Annotated in this window: 12 protein-coding genes; all 12 read left to right on the forward strand. The window is 38.4% G+C overall.

The window, feature by feature from the left end:
- Positions 1–117 precede the first annotated feature (117 nt).
- Positions 118–882, forward strand: a complete 765-nt coding sequence (locus tag CEF16_RS20335; RefSeq protein ID WP_170032206.1) for an SDR family NAD(P)-dependent oxidoreductase — start codon at positions 118–120, stop codon at positions 880–882.
- Between the two features lie 335 nt (positions 883–1,217).
- The gene (locus tag CEF16_RS20340; RefSeq protein ID WP_245917938.1) at positions 1,218–2,675 is read left to right on the forward strand and encodes an NAD-dependent succinate-semialdehyde dehydrogenase; all 1,458 of its coding nucleotides are present in this window, start codon (positions 1,218–1,220) and stop codon (positions 2,673–2,675) included.
- Positions 2,676–2,807: 132 nt separating this feature from the next.
- Positions 2,808–4,193, forward strand: a complete 1,386-nt coding sequence (locus CEF16_RS20345; protein ID WP_091588003.1) for an aminotransferase family protein — start codon at positions 2,808–2,810, stop codon at positions 4,191–4,193.
- Positions 4,194–4,357: 164 nt separating this feature from the next.
- On the forward strand, positions 4,358–5,665 hold the full coding sequence (locus CEF16_RS20350; RefSeq protein WP_091588001.1) for a flavin monoamine oxidase family protein: 1,308 nt from the start codon (positions 4,358–4,360) through the stop codon (positions 5,663–5,665).
- A gap of 70 nt (positions 5,666–5,735) precedes the next feature.
- Positions 5,736–7,175, forward strand: a complete 1,440-nt coding sequence (gene nhaC, locus CEF16_RS20355) for a Na+/H+ antiporter NhaC (RefSeq protein WP_091588000.1) — start codon at positions 5,736–5,738, stop codon at positions 7,173–7,175.
- 191 nt (positions 7,176–7,366) lie between these two features.
- Positions 7,367–8,227 (forward strand): MBL fold metallo-hydrolase, encoded by an 861-nt coding sequence (locus CEF16_RS20360; protein ID WP_170032209.1) that lies wholly within the window; start codon positions 7,367–7,369, stop codon positions 8,225–8,227.
- A 295-nt stretch (positions 8,228–8,522) separates the two neighbouring features.
- Positions 8,523–9,383 (forward strand): MBL fold metallo-hydrolase, encoded by an 861-nt coding sequence (locus tag CEF16_RS20365; protein ID WP_091587996.1) that lies wholly within the window; start codon positions 8,523–8,525, stop codon positions 9,381–9,383.
- A 30-nt stretch (positions 9,384–9,413) separates the two neighbouring features.
- The gene (locus tag CEF16_RS20370) at positions 9,414–10,538 is read left to right on the forward strand and encodes a TAXI family TRAP transporter solute-binding subunit (RefSeq protein ID WP_091587995.1); all 1,125 of its coding nucleotides are present in this window, start codon (positions 9,414–9,416) and stop codon (positions 10,536–10,538) included.
- Positions 10,539–10,721: 183 nt separating this feature from the next.
- The gene (locus CEF16_RS20375) at positions 10,722–12,707 is read left to right on the forward strand and encodes a TRAP transporter permease (protein WP_091587993.1); all 1,986 of its coding nucleotides are present in this window, start codon (positions 10,722–10,724) and stop codon (positions 12,705–12,707) included.
- Positions 12,708–12,866: 159 nt separating this feature from the next.
- The gene (locus CEF16_RS20380; protein WP_091587991.1) at positions 12,867–13,928 is read left to right on the forward strand and encodes a TAXI family TRAP transporter solute-binding subunit; all 1,062 of its coding nucleotides are present in this window, start codon (positions 12,867–12,869) and stop codon (positions 13,926–13,928) included.
- Between the two features lie 31 nt (positions 13,929–13,959).
- A complete protein-coding gene (locus tag CEF16_RS20385; RefSeq protein ID WP_091587990.1) occupies positions 13,960–15,930 on the forward strand; it encodes a TRAP transporter permease in 1,971 nt (656 codons plus the stop codon).
- Between the two features lie 51 nt (positions 15,931–15,981).
- Entirely contained in the window at positions 15,982–16,824 is an 843-nt protein-coding gene (locus CEF16_RS20390) for an MBL fold metallo-hydrolase (protein ID WP_170032212.1), read from the forward strand.
- Positions 16,825–17,128: the final 304 nt, after the last annotated feature.

Here is a 17,128-nt window from a genome sequence, read left to right on the forward strand (position 1 = left end):
GTAACTTCATCAAGTATAACATTGATAGTTGACCTTATAAGAAAAGTCAAGGCTTTCGCCAAAAAGATTCGGTATTAAATTTTTGAATAATTCAGAATTATTTTTATGGAGGTTTTTATGCGATTTAAAAATAAGGTGGTCTTAGTGACGGGGGCAGCTCGAGGAATTGGCAGGGGAATTGCGGAAAGGTTTACTAAAGAGGGGGCATCCGTCGCTATAAATGATGTTAATACAGATCTCCTCCAAGAAACAGTAACCAGGCTCAATCAAAAAGGTGGAAAAGTGATGGCTGTAGCAGGAGACGTATCCAATGAGGAAGCTGTAGCAGAAATGTTGGACATGATAGTTGATGAGTTTGGGACTGTAGACATCTTAGTTAATAATGCGGGTATCTCGCCCAGGAAAAATGGTCAGAAAGTGGAAGTGGAAAATTTAACTTCAGAAGCATGGGATCAGGTAATGGCTGTTAATTTACGCAGCCAATTCTTAACTAGTCGTGCCGTTATTACTGGAATGAAAAGAAATAATTGGGGGAGGATCATTAATGTCTCTTCCCAAGCGGCTCGAATACGTCCCGCTGATTTTTGCGGGGCAGAATATATAGCTTCAAAAGCAGGTGTTTTGGGGCTGACGAGATGTCTAGCGGTTGAACTGTCTCGTTACGGAATTAATGTCAATTCTGTTTGTCCCGGTCTCACTGAATCAGATATGTTATCGGATGTCAAGAATAATCAAACATCGCAATACACGGAGAATGTTCCCGTAGGACGATTGGGGACCCCTAAAGATCTTGCACATGCCGTTTTGTTTTTGGCAGATCCTTATTCCGATTTCATTACTGGAACGGCATTGGACGTAAACGGCGGATATTTTATGGTTTAAAAAAGAAATTGCAGCAGATGGTTAATTAATGGACAATCTCGTTATCTTACTTATTTAATGTATACATCAAAATATCCTAATTTTCTGTGGACTGGCAGATAGTAAGTCCTGATTCTAATTGTTATATATTTAATCAAAATGGAATAAAGACGAATTTTATGTAAATTTAATTATCTTTATTTATAACTTAATACCCTTAAAATAAAATACTTTTGAATAAATTGATATAAAGTTTTATAATTTAAAGTATAAATAAAAGAAAGAATAAACATTAAGACCATTTTGAAAACGCTTAGATTTTGCAGGGGATTGAATTATTAAGGAGGTATCTTGAAGTGACAGTTGATACAGAACAAATATATTACAAGTTATTCATTAACGGTAAGTGGCAAGAGACAGAAATTGATTCATATATCGATGTGATCAATCCGGCTACTAACAAGAGTATTGGAAAGGTAACTCAGGGGAAAGCGAAAGAAGCTGCATTAGCGGCTGACGCTGCAGTAGAAGCATTTAAAACATGGTCAAAAACACCTGCTAGAGAAAGAGCTAATTTGTTATGGAAACTGTATGATAAAGTATTTGAAAACAAAGAGGAACTGGCTAAGGTGATTACAAAGGAATCAGGAAAACCTATTAAACAGGCTAGGATGGAAGTGTTAAATGGGGCAGAGTACATTCGTTGGAATGCAGAAGAAGCACGTCGAATATACGGAACTATAATGGAAGCAGCTGATCCAAAAAAGCGTCTCCAACTGAAGAAGGAAGCAGTAGGCCCGGTTGCAGCCATAACCCCCTGGAATTTTCCATTTAGCATGGTAACAAGAAAATTAAGTCCTGCATTAGCTGCAGGGTGTACGGTTGTGTTAAAACCGGCCGAGGATACACCGATTTCTGCGATTAAATTTTTTGAGCTAGCTGAACAAGTTGGATTTCCAAAAGGAGTTATGAATCTAGTAATTGGTGAACCAGAACCGATTGGAGATACGTGGTTATCCGATAAACGGATACGTAAGATTACCTTTACAGGGTCAACAGCAATAGGGAAAATGCTCTACCAAAAAGCGGCCGAACAAGTAAAACGGGTGTCCATGGAACTTGGAGGACATGCCCCAATAATCGTTTTCGATGATTGTAATCTCGACCAGGCCGTCCAACAAATCGCAAGAAGTAAATTTAATAATTCTGGGCAAACTTGTATTTCCCCGAACCGTATTTATGTACATGAATCTATCATCGATCAGTTTACTAAGAAATTTGAGCTATTTGTAAAAAGATTGAAAGTTGGGAACGGCTTGAAAGATGAAACGGATATCGGCCCGGTCATTAATAGAGCTGGGCTGGATAAAGTAGAAAGCCATGTAAAAGATGCGCTCGACAAAGGCGCTACATTTGATGTGGGAGGCAAGAAATACGAAAAAGATAGTTGTGAAAATGGGTTTTTCTACTCGCCGACTGTACTTAAAAATGTAAATGAATCAATGAAAATAGCAAATGAAGAAACATTCGGTCCGGTTGCTCCAATTTTCTCATTTTCTTCAGATGAGGAAGTGATTTATAAAGCAAACAACACCGACTACGGGCTTGCAGCTTACATTTTCACAACGAACTTGTCTCGTTCGCACGTGGTGTCTGAAGCGCTTAATTACGGAATGGTCGGGGTAAACGATACGGTTCTGGCTCAAGTAGAAGGAGCATTCGGCGGCGTGAAAGAAAGTGGTGTAGGAAGTGAAGGGGGTCCGGAAACTTTGGCAGATTTTCTAGACACGAAATTCATTTCTACTATTATATAAAGTTAGTAAAACTCGGCATACCGCCGAGTCCTATGATGAAAACCATATAAGCTCCGCCACCGTCAAAAACCTTTATCTTTTGACGGTGTAAAAAAGATATAAAACAAGGAATTTTTAAAGGAGGACAGGCTCATGGCTATTAATGTTAAAAACAATCAGAATCTTGTGGACCAATTAATTGAATGGGATCAAAAACACTTTTTGCATCCAACTTCATCCGTGCGGGCTCATCAACAAAATGGACCGGAGCATATTTTTATGGAAGGTAACGGAGTGCGCGTTAAAGACATTTACGGTAATGAATATATAGATGGGTTATCGGCATTATGGAATGTGAACCTTGGTTATGGCAGGACTGATTTAGGGGAAGCAGCCAAAAAACAAATGGAAACACTGCCATTTTCGTCCTCTTTCAATAATTATTCAAATGAGCAGGCAATTAAGCTGGCTCACAAAATTTCTAAACTAGCACCGGGAGATTTAAATGTGTCTTTTTTTACTTCAGGTGGTTCGGAATCCAATGAGTCAGTATTTAAAATTATTCGTCATTATTGGAAGCTAAAAGGCCAGGAGAAACGAACTAAAATTATAAGCCTGGGTCGCGCATATCACGGGGTTACTATGGGGGCTTCCAGTGCTACTGGAATGGACACCTTCCGGACATTTTCTACAGCTCACTCACCTGACTTTATTCAAGCGATGCCTTATTTAACAGATTGTGAAAAAGGGAAAAAAAACGATTTGAATTTCGAACATTCTATTCGTGGCATTATTGAGAGGGAAGGAGAAGACAAAATCGCAGCAGTTATTTTAGAGCCGATCCAAGGAGCAGGCGGTGTAAATGTCCCTCCAGGTGGCTACCTGCAAGCCGTGCGAGACCTATGCAATGAATACGGAATATTTATGATTGCTGACGAAGTTATTTGTGGTTTTGGACGTACCGGAAAAATGTTCGGTGTTGAAAACTGGAATGTTGTTCCTGATTTTATGACGGTTGCGAAAGGGATTACGAGTGGGTACATTCCACTTGGTGCGGTAATAATGAAAGATTCATTCAGAGACGAGTTAGCTTCTTTAACAGACAACATTTTATTTCATGGTTTCACATACAGCGGACATCCGACTTCCTGCGCTGTCGCTTTAAAAACATTGGAAGTGCTTGAGAATGAAAATATCATCTCTCACGTAAAAGATATGGAAGCTGTAGTACTCGAAAGGTTTGAAACATTGAAAAATAGACATTTCAATGTGACAAATGACCGTTGTGTTGGACTTTTAGGTGCGTTTGACGTTTTAAAAGATCCTTCCTCAAATACACGCTTTGCTCCCGAGCAAAATGCAGCTATGGTAGTAGCTCGGGGATGCAATAAGCGTGGGCTTATTGTCCGGCCGGTTATGTACAAAGGAGCCAACTCTGTGGTGTTTGCACCTCCGCTTGTCGCTAATAAATCTGATATAAACGAAGCGATGAATATTTTCTCTGAAGCATTAAAGGAGTTTGAGAAAAAGGTGAAATAAATAGAGGATGCTGCAAAAATGTCCAGCGAAAAAACCAACTTTGTAAAACAAATAATGTGAGCTAAGAAGAGAGGGGATGTGAAAAACTGAAATTGATTTTATTTCCATTTTTGAGTAATTAATGTGGTTTATCTCTTGATAATTTATATAAATGGGGGAAAAGAATGCAGGCAAAATATTATGATGTGATTATTGTAGGTGGAGGTTTGGCCGGATTAACTGCTTCTCGAGAGCTCTACCGAATGGGTTATAAAGTACTTATTTTAGAAGCTAGAAATCGACTAGGAGGGCGGGCTTGGACAGATGATCGTTTAGGGACAAGACTTGAACTAGGAGGTGGTTGGATCCATTGGGTTCAGCCCCATATTTGGTCTGAGGTTACACGGTATAATCTAAAGGTTTCTTCAAGCCCAGCTCCTTATACAGCATATTGGCGAAAGGGATCTGAAGTTCTTTCTGGTCACCCGTTAGAATTGGGGGAAAAAATGAAGGAAGGTTTAGAGAAATTATTAAATCATACTCGTGATTACTTACCCAGGCCTTATGATCCCCATTATAATTTTAAAGTATATGAAATAGACCATTTAAGTTTATTATCTAAATTAGACGAACTGCATTTATCTGATGAAGAATATCAGTTACTTCTCGGCAGATTAACTACTATGTTTAATGGAGCAATAGAGAAAGCTGCCTATACACAGTTAATGAAATGGTTTGCTCTTTCTTCTTATGAGTTAAAAACAATGGCTGAAATGTCTAATACTTATAAATTAAAAGATGGAACAACAGCTCTTGTAGAAGCAATTTCTCAAGATGCCCCTGTAGATAAAAAGCTATGTACTCCAGTGGACCGATTAGAAAAATTAAACGGACAAATTAAAATAACAACTAGAGATAAGAAAGTCTATTGTGCAAAATCCGTTGTAGTTACTGCTCCATTTAAAGCATTAGGCAATATTAAATTCCACCCGCCTTTATCAAATCAAAAACAACAAATAACCAAAGATGGTCAAATTTCTCAAGGAATTAAGGTATGGGCCAAAGTAGAAGGTCCGCTAGAGCCGTACATTGCTTTTGGACAAGCTAATGAAGTTTTTACTTTTTCAAAATACGAAGGATTAATAGACGGTGATAGTTTGGTTGTAGCCTCAGGACCAAACGCTGCACGAATTGATCCAACTAATACCAAAGAAGTAGAAAAAGCCCTGAAACAATGGTTTTCTAACATAAAAGTAAAGGAATCTACAGGGCATAACTGGATAGATGATGAATTTTCACAAGAAACTTGGACAATGTTGAAAACCAATCAATTTTCTCGTTATCATAAAAGACTGCAGGAATCAGAGCATGGAATTTTTCTATCGGGATCAAATTATGCAAGTGGATGGGGCGGTTTTATGGATGGAGCTATTGAAGAGGGTATGAAAGTTAGTCATAGAGTAAATAAACATTTATTAAAAGCAGCTTATTGATAGTCATTTTTGAATTTAGATAAAATGATTTCATTTTTAAAAAATACAAAACCAAAGGGAGGCGAATTTTATGTCCAATTTTAAAAAACCAACAATAATGGATGGTTTACTGCCCTTGATCGTCTTAGTCACGGCTGCTCTTTTATCCATATTAGTTTGGGACACTAATATGTTAGTACCCTTGCTATTAAGTATAATAACAGCCTCCGTTATTGCTGTTCGTTTAGGACATAAATGGGTAGATATAGAAAGTTATATGATTAATGGAGTAAAAATGATTTTATCCGTCATATTTATCTTAATGACAGTAGGAGCTCTCGTCGGTACGTGGATTTTAAGCGGCACTATTCCTACTCTTATCTATTACGGTTTAAATATTATTAACCCTTCCGTGTTTTTACCATTAGTAGCATTATTTTCTGGGATTTTAACTTTGGTTTTAGGTAATTCGTTTATTACAGTAGGAACAGTAGGTATTGCATTTATGGCGATAGGCCACGGAATGGGTTTTCCAGCTGAACTAGTTGCAGCAGCGATAGTTACTGGCGGCCTTATGGGTGATAAATTGTCGCCTTTATGTGATACAACGGTAACGGCGCCAGCCATTGTAGATACAGATATTTATAGTCATATTAAACATATGCTTTGGGATACGATACCAGCTTATATTATCTCTATCATTATATTTTGGTTTCTAGGTATTCAATATGCCGGTGGTGAGGTTAATTTACAACAAATTGACGAAACATTATTAAATTTAGGACAAATATTTAATATCAATCCAATTTTATTTATTTTACCTGTAGTCACCTTATTTATGATTGTAAAAAAGTTTCCGGTTGTACCGACGCTAATATTTTTAACTCTTTTAGGCGGGGCGGCTGCATTTATTTTTCAAGGCAGCTCAGTTACTACTATCGTTCAAACTATGACAAATGGTTATATAGCTGATACCGGTGTAGAATTATTAGATTCACTGTTAACACAGGGCGGCATTACTTCAATGTCGGGGATTATACTTCTAGTAACACTTGCCACAGCATTAGGTGGAATTTTTGAAGGGGCTGGACTATTTGATGTGCTGTTAGCCAAATTAATTGAGAAAGCACAATCAATTGGTGCTTTAATTTCAACGACTATTTTTTCTGGATTATTAATAGGATTTTCTAGTGGGGCCTTGTATTTAGCAGTTATTTTACCTGGAAGAGCGTTAGTTGGAACTTATAAGGAGAGAGGTTTAGATACAAAAAACTTGTCACGTTGTCTAGAAACTGTAGGGTCAGTCGGAATTTATTTGGTTCCGTGGAGTGTTCCTGTACTCTTTGTATCTTCAGTCTTGGGTGTTAACCCGTACTCCTTTATTCCGTATTTGTTTTTTGCCTTTTTAGTTCCATTCATTAATATTTTATATGGGTTTACTGGGTTCACTATTGCAAAAAAAGATTATCCGGAGACGCTTGATTCAAATAAATCTGCTTATTCACGTGATAATAAAGCAATTAATATGTAATAGTGCTGTTTAACTACAAAGCAGAGTTGTTAGATAGTATAGATGTTTAAAGGAGGTTTTTGACTGAAATGAAAAAAAGTATTATAATGAAATCAATTGAAAGTATTATTTAAATATATAGTGTTAACAGATTTTTTCATTTTTATTGCCATTAATAGTATATTATTTTATATATTATGGAGGGTCTATTAATGATTGATTGGAAAGTAACTATGCTTGGAACAGGGAGTCCTCGCCCAGATGTGGAACGATCAGCCCCGTCTCAAGTCATTCATTTCGGGGATCTGCCAGTGCTTATAGACTGCGGTGAAGGGACAACAGCGCAATTACAGCGAGCTGGTATTCCGCCTCAATCGATTACGACTTTATTTATAACCCATCTTCATTCCGATCATATCCTTGGCTACGGCCAATTTTTATTAGGCGGCTGGGGGCTTGGCCGCCGAAAATTGAGAGTTATTGGACCAAAAGGAATGAAGCACTATCACGAAACGATGCTATCATTGTTTAAAGATGATATTGACTACCGTGTAGAACTCGGTCGTTCACCAAAAGGAGTGCGCGAAGAGGTAGAGATTATTGAAATAGACGAACCAGGAGAAATTGATTTAAAAATAGATGACCTTCCAGTGCGAGTCTACACGGCAGAGATGATTCATAATGTACCGACATACGCTCTTCGTTTTGAGGGAGAAGACCATGTTATTGTTCATTCCGGAGACACGGCACCAACGGAAAATATTGTCGAGCTAGCAAAAGATGCGGATATCTTAATACAAGATGCATGCCTAGCTGTAAATGAAACATATAAAAATATTACAGATCCCGAATTACAAGAAATTTGGGATAACTTACAAAAAGAACATTGTACACCTCAGCAAGCAGCTGACATTGCTGAGCGTGGTGGAGTGAAAAAATTAGTGCTAACTCATTTTCTGCCAAATATCGATGAAGAAAGAGCATATCGGGAAGCGGCGGCCGAGTTTAAAGGAGAAACCATCGTAGCCAAAGACTTGCAGACTATCAATACAGCTTTAAAAACAGTAAATTAAAAAGAACAACTCAATGTAACAAAAAAGCTTCCTTTGTCGGAAGCTTTTTTCGTTACAAGTTAGATTCGTTCACATCCAATGAATGAATTTTTGGTAGTTTCTACATTTTAAAAATATATTTTGACTAAAATGAATAAAAGATTTATAATCTAATTAATCGAATTTTGTAAATGTTTATTGATTATTGAAACCGTTTTCCGTAAAAAGTAATCAGATAGACTTATTCGTATTGTTCATAAAAAATTTTTTCGTTTAAAAATCATATATTATTTTATATATTAATGGAGGTTGTAAAATGACTGAATGGAAAGTAACCATGCTTGGTACAGGAAGTCCTCGCCCAGATTTGGAACGATCGGCTCCGTCTCAAGTCATTCATTTCGGAGATCTGCCAGTATTAATAGACTGCGGAGAAGGGACAACGGCTCAATTGCAGCGAGCTGGTATTCCGCCTCAATCGATTACGAATCTATTTATGACCCATCTTCATTCTGATCACATTCTAGGATATGGACAATTTTTATTAGGGGGCTGGGGGCTTGGCCGTAGAAAATTACGAATTATCGGTCCAAAAGGAATGAAGCATTACCATGATACGATGCTCTCTTTGTTTAAAGATGACATTGATTATCGTGTGAAGCTCGGTCGTTCACCAAAGGGGGTCCGTGAAAACGTAGAGATTATTGAAATGGAAGGGCCAGGTGAACTTGATTTGAAATCGAACGAAATTCCTGCACGTGTTTTTATTGCCGAGATGGTTCATAATGTTCCAACTTTTGGTCTTCGCTTTGAAGGAGAAAATCAGGTTATCGTTCACTCTGGAGATACAGCACCAACAGAGAATATTGTAGAACTAGCACAAGACGCCGATATTTTAATACAAGATGCAGCACTCGCGGTGAACGAAACGTATAAAAATCCATCAGACCCAGAATTAAAAGAGATTTGGGATAACTTGCAAAAAGAACACTGTACTCCTCAGCAAGCGGCTGATATCGCTAAGCGTGCAGGGGCGAAAAAACTGATTTTAACTCATTTTCTCCCAAATATTGATAAAGATAGGGCCTATGAAGAAGCATCAGCTGTATTTGATGGAGACATTGTGATTGGAGAAGATTTTCAAGTCATAGACCTTACTTTAACGATGCAAGGATAATGAGAGATACCACCTAAGGAGTGAAACACAATGAAGGAGAAACGACTACTTTTTAGACTCCTTTTTATGATAATAACTGCCGCGGCTGTGCTGATAGTTACCTCCTGCGGTGTCAAACAAATAGGAGTAGAGCAGACAGAACAGCCGAATAATTCAAGTATAGACAATCTAAAAGAAGCGTCTGCTTCCAAGAGCGGTGACCCAAACTCTCTTAATATGGGTGCACACCAGCCGGGCATTGCATATCATAGTGCAGCCTCCGGTATTGCCAGTGTTGTAAGCGAATACTCTAATACAAAGTTAACCGTTAAACCATTTTCAGGGCCAAATGCTTGGATGCCGTTACTAAATAATGGAGAAATTGATTTAGGGATACTTTCTTATCCCGATGCAGGCTGGGCTCTTAAAGGAGAGAATGGGTATCCAGAGAAAAATTCGAATCTTCGCATATTAATGAATGGAAATAACATTGTCACATCTGGTCTTACGGTGAGGACAGGCTCTGGAATTAAGGAAGTGGAAGACCTGGAAGGCAAAAGAGTAGCTTCTGATTATTCAGGAAATCAAATCCTGTCTAACATTTTGAAGGCCCAACTTGCTTCTGCCGGATTGACTGTGGATGATGTAGAGAAAGTACCGGTAACGGATGTTGGTTCAGGTCTTAATGCATTACGGGAAAAGAGAGTAGATGCCGTGTTTACAGGGACTCCTACTGTCGCTGCATTTACGGAAATGGACACAACAACTGATATTGATGCATTGAATTGGGCTGGTGTATCTCCTGATGAGATTGAACATTTTCCGCAAGATATTGTGGACGAAATGAATGAATTTGTACCAGGGGTTCAGCCGGAAACATTTGATGGTGGTATTTTAAATAGTAAAAAAACATTGGTTAGTTATCCCATTGTATTAGGTGCTTCTGCTCAATTATCGGAAGACGCTGCGTATGAAGTTGTCAAAACCTTATGGAACAATTATGAATCATTGCACTCTCAGTTTTCATGGCTTGAAACGTGGGAACCAGAACAAATGTTTAATGAAGATCCGCCTGCTCCGTATCACCCTGGAGCTGTGAAGTTCTTTAAAGAACAAGAGGTATGGACAGATAAAGTGGAACAAAGACAGAAAGAATTATTAGAGAAGGTTGAATAACTTTATTTGTACTGTTAGGGATATTTTTTGGCAAACCTTTAACTTAGTTTTAGGCGGCTTCCTTTTAAAGGCGATAAGCCGAGTTTTGCTAAACATCACCAAATCAAAGACCAAGCGAAAGGAAGAGCAGGGTACCTAACGCAGATGCTTTGTTTGATTATTTAAATCAAGGGAGGGAAAGAGATGCCGAAAGTAAATGTGAAAGACCAAGAGACAGGACGTTTTAGACAATTAGAAGGAGCTTCCTTAATCATTTGGCAAGCCATTTTATTCTTGATACCTGTATTTGGAATCCTTTATGTCATGAGCGTTTATCAATGGTTCGGAATTGCTCTTTTCCTAGAGCAGTATACAGGTTTATTTTTAGGATTGATTCTTGCTGGTGTATTTCTCGGAGCCCCTGGTTATGCGAAAGCCTCACGTACGACTATTCCTTGGTTCGACTGGATGTTGGCGGCAGCAGGATTGGCTGCAGGGTTGTATATCTCCATTTTCTATCCAACGATTGTAGTCGAGTTTGGCTACGTAACAACAGACCGAATTATTTTCTCCGTTTTAGGTATCATTTTTATTCTGGAAGCGCTTAGAAGACTGTTTGGATGGTCATTAGTGCTTGTTGTAGTGGCCTTTTTTGTATACGCTTTCTTCCCGTCGGTATTCCCTGGGATGTTACAAGGAGAACGCGGGTCTTTAGATCAATTGTTTAACTATTTGTATCTGGATTCTAGTAGTCTTTTGTATATGCTGAATATTGCATCTACAATCGCATTGGCATTTATTTTCTTTGGTCAGATTTTGTTGAAATTTGGCGGCGGTGATATTTTTAATAATTTAGCTTTCTCCATTTTCGGACGTTTTCGAGGAGGACCGGCAAAAGCTTCTGTCGTTGGTTCTAGCTTTGTAGGCAGTGTATCGGGCGGTCCAGTATCGAATGTTATGTTAACGGGCAGCATGACCATTCCTTTAATGATTAAAAATGGGTACAGCCGCAAACAAGCTGGAGCTATCGAATCAGTATCCTCCACTGGAGGAATGATCATGCCGCCAGTGATGGGGATTGCAGCGTTCATTGTAGCTGAGACGCTTGGTGTGCCTTACGCAGAAGTTATGGTAGCTGCGATTGTCCCGGCATTTCTATACTATTTATGCTTATTTATGCAAGTAGACTTAGAAGCTGCCAAAAAAGGGATACTGGGTATGAAAAAAGAAGATCTGCCGCAATTGAAAAAAGTATTAGCTACAGGCTGGGTCATTATTCCAATTTTTGGAGCATTGCTGTACTTTTTATTCATCGCAGGCTTCACACCGACAATGAGCGGAGTGTATACAGCATTCTTAGCGTTTCCCATTCTTCTTATTCAAAAAGCACAACGGGAACGTATATTTTCAAAATTGATCGAAGCATTTATTGAAACAGGAAAAAATTTATTGAACATCGGTGTTATTTTAGCAGCGGCTGGTTTGGTCATTGGTATTGTCGGAATTACAGGACTTGGATTTAACTTGGCACTTACTTTAATAGAAATAGGTCAATCTAATTTAGTTATTCTATTATTAACGAGTGCTTTCGTGTCTATTATATTAGGCATGGGTATGCCGGCTGTGGCTGCTTATGCACTAGTGGCAACGTTAATTGCACCGGCTTTAGTAGAATTGGGTATTCATCCAATGGCTGCTCACTTGTTCGTTTTTTACTTTGCTAATATGTCTAACTTTACTCCTCCAATAGCAGTAGCCAGCTTTGCTGCAGCTACTATTGCAAAAGCAAACCCTTATAAAATTGGGTTCTCGGCAATGAGATTTGGAGTAGCTGGTTTGTTTATACCGTTTCTATTCGTCTATTCCCCCGATATTCTACTGGGGATAGGTCAAAATGTGAACGAAATCATTCGCTGGACGACCATTCTATCTACGATTGCAGGTGCTATCGTATTATCTATCAGTTTAACTGGATACCTTTTCCGTCCTATGTCATTAAGCATGCGTCTGTTATTTGTCTTATCTGCATTAATGCTATTGCTGCCGGTATACGCAGAACCAATCACGTGGGCGGTTAACGCAGCAGGTCTTGTGTTGTTTAGTATTTTGACATTAATAGAATTTAAGTTTCGCACAAAAAGCAGCGGCAGCTGGCCAGAACCGGCTGATGAAAAAGTAAATGCTTTTTAAATATTTAGGATTAATTTTATAAAAAGGCCAGGAGAAACAAATAGTAGACTGGCCTTTAAAATCTATTAAGAAAAGTTCGCTTTTAAAAATATATGATTTTATATATTTTTTAGTCTAGGAAAACATTTATTACCTCATTCATGAAGAAGGAGTAATTATATGCAATTAAAAATCAATAAAACACTAGGTGTTATGTTGGCAGGAGTTTTACTTAGTTTAACAGCTTGCGGGGAAGAGAGTGAAAGTACGGTTAATGGTGATAATTCAGCCAGTGGGGGAGTGAATATAGCTACACATCCATCTGGCCAAGCTTATAACGGAGCCGGAACTGGTATCGCGGATGTAATAAAAGACAATTCTGACATGCAAGTATCTGTAAAACCGTATTCTGGTCCTGCTTCATGGATGTCGATTTTTAATGAACAACAAGAAGTGAATGCAGGTTTTCTTTCTTTGCCTGATGCTGTGTGGGCATACAATGGAGAAAGCGTTTTTGACGAAAGTGAAAATGTTCGAGCACTTGTAAAAGGAAATTTCAATGTTGCAGGGGGCTACACGGTAGAAGAAGACTCTGGGATAGATAGTTTGACAGATTTAGAAGGGAGAAAAGTGGCGGCAGATTATCCAGGGAACAATATTATCAGCGTAATATTCGAAGCGCAGTTAAACTCGGTGGATATGACCTTTGATGACTTAGATCAAGTACCTATTTCAGACCCTAATACTGGTCTTCAAGCGTTAAGAGAGGGAAGAGTTGAGGCAACATTTACCGGGTCTCCGGAAGCGGCAGGAACATTAGAATTGGATTCTGCAATATCTATTAAGTCACTAAATTTTGGAGATTATACATCTTCAGAAATAGACAGCATTCCTGAAGAGGAGATAAATGAGTTACAATCCTTAATTCCAGGAGCAGAGGTTATCCCTTATAAAGGCGGTTTCGTACCAGAAGAAACATCTTTAATTTCATATCCGACTGCCTTTATCGGTCATGCTGAACAACTTTCAGAAGATGACGCGTATAACATTGTTAAATCACTTTGGGAAAATTACGAAGAGTTACACCCATTGCATCCTTGGCTTGATTCATGGAAACAAGAAACGATGTTTGATCCTGATATAGAAGTTCCTTACCATCCAGGCGCTGTCGAATTTTATAAAGAGATTGGTGTATGGAATGAGGAAGCTGAAGAAAATCAAGAGCAGCTCCTTAATGAATAGTAACCAATTGAATAGATAAGGAGTTGATAAAATGGAACCGAATGAAAAGTCCAGATTTAGACAACTTTCGGGCTATCAGTTAAAAGTTTGGAATGCCTTTCTTTTTCTTCTTCCATTGACAGGAATATGTTACATCTTATCTCTTTATAATTTTTTTAACATCATGATTTATAGAGAACAATATTTTGGTTTATTTCTAGCTTTTGTCTTGTTTACCGTATACCTTGGAGTTCCAGCAACAAAAAATAAGAAAAATAAGTATAAGGTTCCTTGGTATGACGGGATAGCTGCAGTTTTAGGGCTTGTTACGGGGGGATATATAGCCATATACTACCCTGTCATTTTAACAAGTTTTGGAATTGTTTCTACCGAAAGATTAATATTAAGTGCGGTTGCTGTGATTTTGATACTAGAAGCATTAAGAAGGATATTTGGATGGGTTCTCACAGGGATCGTTATGTTTGTAATAGCTTATGGGTTTACAGCCCCCTATTTTCCCGGAGCTTTAAAGGGAGAGAGTACGTCTTCAGGACAACTATTGAACTATCTGTATCTTGACGCTAACAGCCTCCTGTACATGTTGAATATTGCGTCAACAATGGCACTTGCCTTTATATTTCTTGGGCATGTCCTGATTCAATTTAAAGGAGGAGACATGTTTAACGATTTAGCAATCTCTTTGTTTGGTCGATTTAGAGGGGGACCAGCAAAAATATCAGTGGTAGGATCCAGTTTTGTCGGCAGTATGACCGGAGGACCTGTATCTAATGTGCTGCTGACTGGAAATATGACTATACCCTTAATGAAAAGAAGCGGATACTCCAAGTCTGAGTCAGGTGCTATAGAATCCGTAGCTTCCACGGGCGGTTTGATCATTCCTCCTGTCATGGGAATAGCCGCTTTTCTCATTGCAGAAAACCTGGGGATTTCTTATATGGAAGTTGCTATAGCAGCGATTGTGCCGGCTGTATTGTATTATACTTGTTTATTTACTCAAGTTGACTTAAGAGCAGGGAAGAGAGGGTTAGCAGCTCTTCCAAAAAATGCAACTCCGCAACTCGGCAAAGTATTAAAGACTGCTTGGATTCTACTTCCTATTTTTGCTGTCTTGATTACTTTATTATTTATATGGAGATTCCCGCCATCCACTGGAGCCATCTACACTGCAATCCTTGCCTTTGTTCTATTTACACTTCAAAAGCAGGGAAGAGAACACTTTTTTTCAAAAGTTAAAGGTTCTTTTATAGATACTGGGAAGACATTACTTGAAATAGGCATAGTATTAGCTGCAGCAGGTTTGATCGTTGGTGTAGTTGGTGTAACGGGTTTGGGATTCAATTTAGCTCAATCGTTAACCCAAGTAGGGGAACACGGTTTATTTATCTTATTGATAGCTAGTGCCGCTATTTCCATTGTTCTTGGGATGGGAATGCCGGCCGTAGCAGCTTATTCGATGGTAGCTGTTTTAATTGCTCCATCATTAATAGAATTAGGCGTTCCACCTATTGCTGCGCATATGTTCGTTTTCTACTATTCCATTCTTTCTAGCTTTACACCGCCGATTGCTGTGGCTTGTTTCGCTGCTTCTTCCATAGCGAAAGAAAATCCTCATAAAATTGGATTTGATGCAGTGAAGCTAGGTATAGTTGCTTACATTGTTCCATTCTTATTTGTATATTCGCCTTCTCTATTATTAGGAAGTGAAGCGGCGCAATCTATACCTTTTATTACTGTATCTGTTTTAAGTGTGGTTTTCGGATGTATTTTACTATCAACAGGAATAGTAGGGTATTTATTCGATCACTTACACATTTGGAAAAGGACGCTGGTTATCGTATTAGCTGTATGTTTGTTTTTCCCTGTCGATGAAACGGCGGCATTTACGCAAATTGTAAATGTAATGGGAGGTCTTTTAGGAATAGCTTTCCTTTTCGTGGAATGGGTGAAAAGAAAGAATAATAATGTGATTATTCAGGAGAAGAACGTCGAGAAAAGTAATTAAATCATGGCATTCTCGTTATATACTAATTTTCTATGGAAAGAAGGATTAACTATGTATGTTAAATTACTTGGAACAGGGAGTCCAAAACCAAACAAAGATAGATCTGGTCCGGCACAGGTAGTGACCGTTGATGAGACACCAGTATTGGTAGATTGCGGGGAAGGAACGACTCGTCAATTATTAGAATCCAATATAAATCCAGTGGATATTAAACACATTTTGTTTACTCATTTGCATTCTGATCATGTGTTTGGGTACGGGCATTTTCTATTAGGAGGATGGTCGTTGGGAAGGAAAGAATTGACCATTGCAGGTCCCGCTGGCTTAAAGGCTTTTCACGAAAAAATTCTGGATATGTTTAAGGAAGATATTGATTATCGTGTTTCTACTCTTGGCATCTCTGAGAAGGGTTTATTGGATGTAAACATTATAGAATTACCTGATTCAGGAGGAGAGGTGACTCTTCCTGATGTAAACGTTGATATCACCTCTGCCCCTGTTGTACATAACGTGAAAACGTTTGGATTTAGATTTCAAAAAGGTGAGGAGTCTATTGTTATTTCAGGAGACACTGCTCCGGTAGATAGTATTGTTCAATTAGCTAAAGATGCAGATATTTTAATCCAAGATGCAGCAATTGCATCTTCTGTCGCTAATAACAAAAATTCTGATCCAAATATTCTAAAAATATGGGACATTTTAAAGAAAGAACACTGTACGCCTCAGCAAGCAGGAGAAATTGCCCAAGAAGCTGGAGTGAAACGTTTAGTGTTAACACATTTACTTCCTAATACAGATGAGGAAGAGGCTTATCAAGAAGCTAGTAAACATTTTGATGGGGAAGTTATTGTTGGGGAAGATTTAAAGACTATTGCCATCGAACGAGTTAGATAGTTTGTTTAGAAAATCAATCAGCATCAGTAGAAGGAAAAAATGAAAAATGCAGAGTGTTCTCATGTTTATAAGGAGACTCTGCTTTTTTACTGCTTATCGAATTATACTTTTAAAAATTGTGGATAACTATATTAATATTATATGGTCTGCATCTAGCTTTAGCACCCAGCCGCTTGGTCCTGTTGCAACACAAAAGTAAGCACCTCTTGAACGTACTTCCAAAGGATATGGTGACTTCACACAGGACGTGTGCGTACTCATTAGAAGGTCTTTAACCTTAGCCGAACTTCCTCTTTCAGGGCGT

Origin of the sequence: Alteribacillus bidgolensis (assembly GCF_002886255.1) — a bacterium.
Lineage (GTDB): Bacteria > Bacillota > Bacilli > Bacillales > Marinococcaceae > Alteribacillus > Alteribacillus bidgolensis.

Coding starts and splice junctions, on each gene's coding strand:
- CEF16_RS20335 (WP_170032206.1), top strand. CDS start 118: ATGCGATTTAAAAATAAGGTGGTCTTAGTGACGGGGGCAGCTCGAGGA.
- CEF16_RS20345 (WP_091588003.1), top strand. CDS start 2,808: ATGGCTATTAATGTTAAAAACAATCAGAATCTTGTGGACCAATTAATT.
- CEF16_RS20350 (WP_091588001.1), top strand. CDS start 4,358: ATGCAGGCAAAATATTATGATGTGATTATTGTAGGTGGAGGTTTGGCC.
- nhaC (WP_091588000.1), top strand. CDS start 5,736: ATGTCCAATTTTAAAAAACCAACAATAATGGATGGTTTACTGCCCTTG.
- CEF16_RS20360 (WP_170032209.1), top strand. CDS start 7,367: ATGATTGATTGGAAAGTAACTATGCTTGGAACAGGGAGTCCTCGCCCA.
- CEF16_RS20365 (WP_091587996.1), top strand. CDS start 8,523: ATGACTGAATGGAAAGTAACCATGCTTGGTACAGGAAGTCCTCGCCCA.
- CEF16_RS20370 (WP_091587995.1), top strand. CDS start 9,414: ATGAAGGAGAAACGACTACTTTTTAGACTCCTTTTTATGATAATAACT.
- CEF16_RS20375 (WP_091587993.1), top strand. CDS start 10,722: ATGCCGAAAGTAAATGTGAAAGACCAAGAGACAGGACGTTTTAGACAA.
- CEF16_RS20380 (WP_091587991.1), top strand. CDS start 12,867: ATGCAATTAAAAATCAATAAAACACTAGGTGTTATGTTGGCAGGAGTT.
- CEF16_RS20385 (WP_091587990.1), top strand. CDS start 13,960: ATGGAACCGAATGAAAAGTCCAGATTTAGACAACTTTCGGGCTATCAG.
- CEF16_RS20390 (WP_170032212.1), top strand. CDS start 15,982: ATGTATGTTAAATTACTTGGAACAGGGAGTCCAAAACCAAACAAAGAT.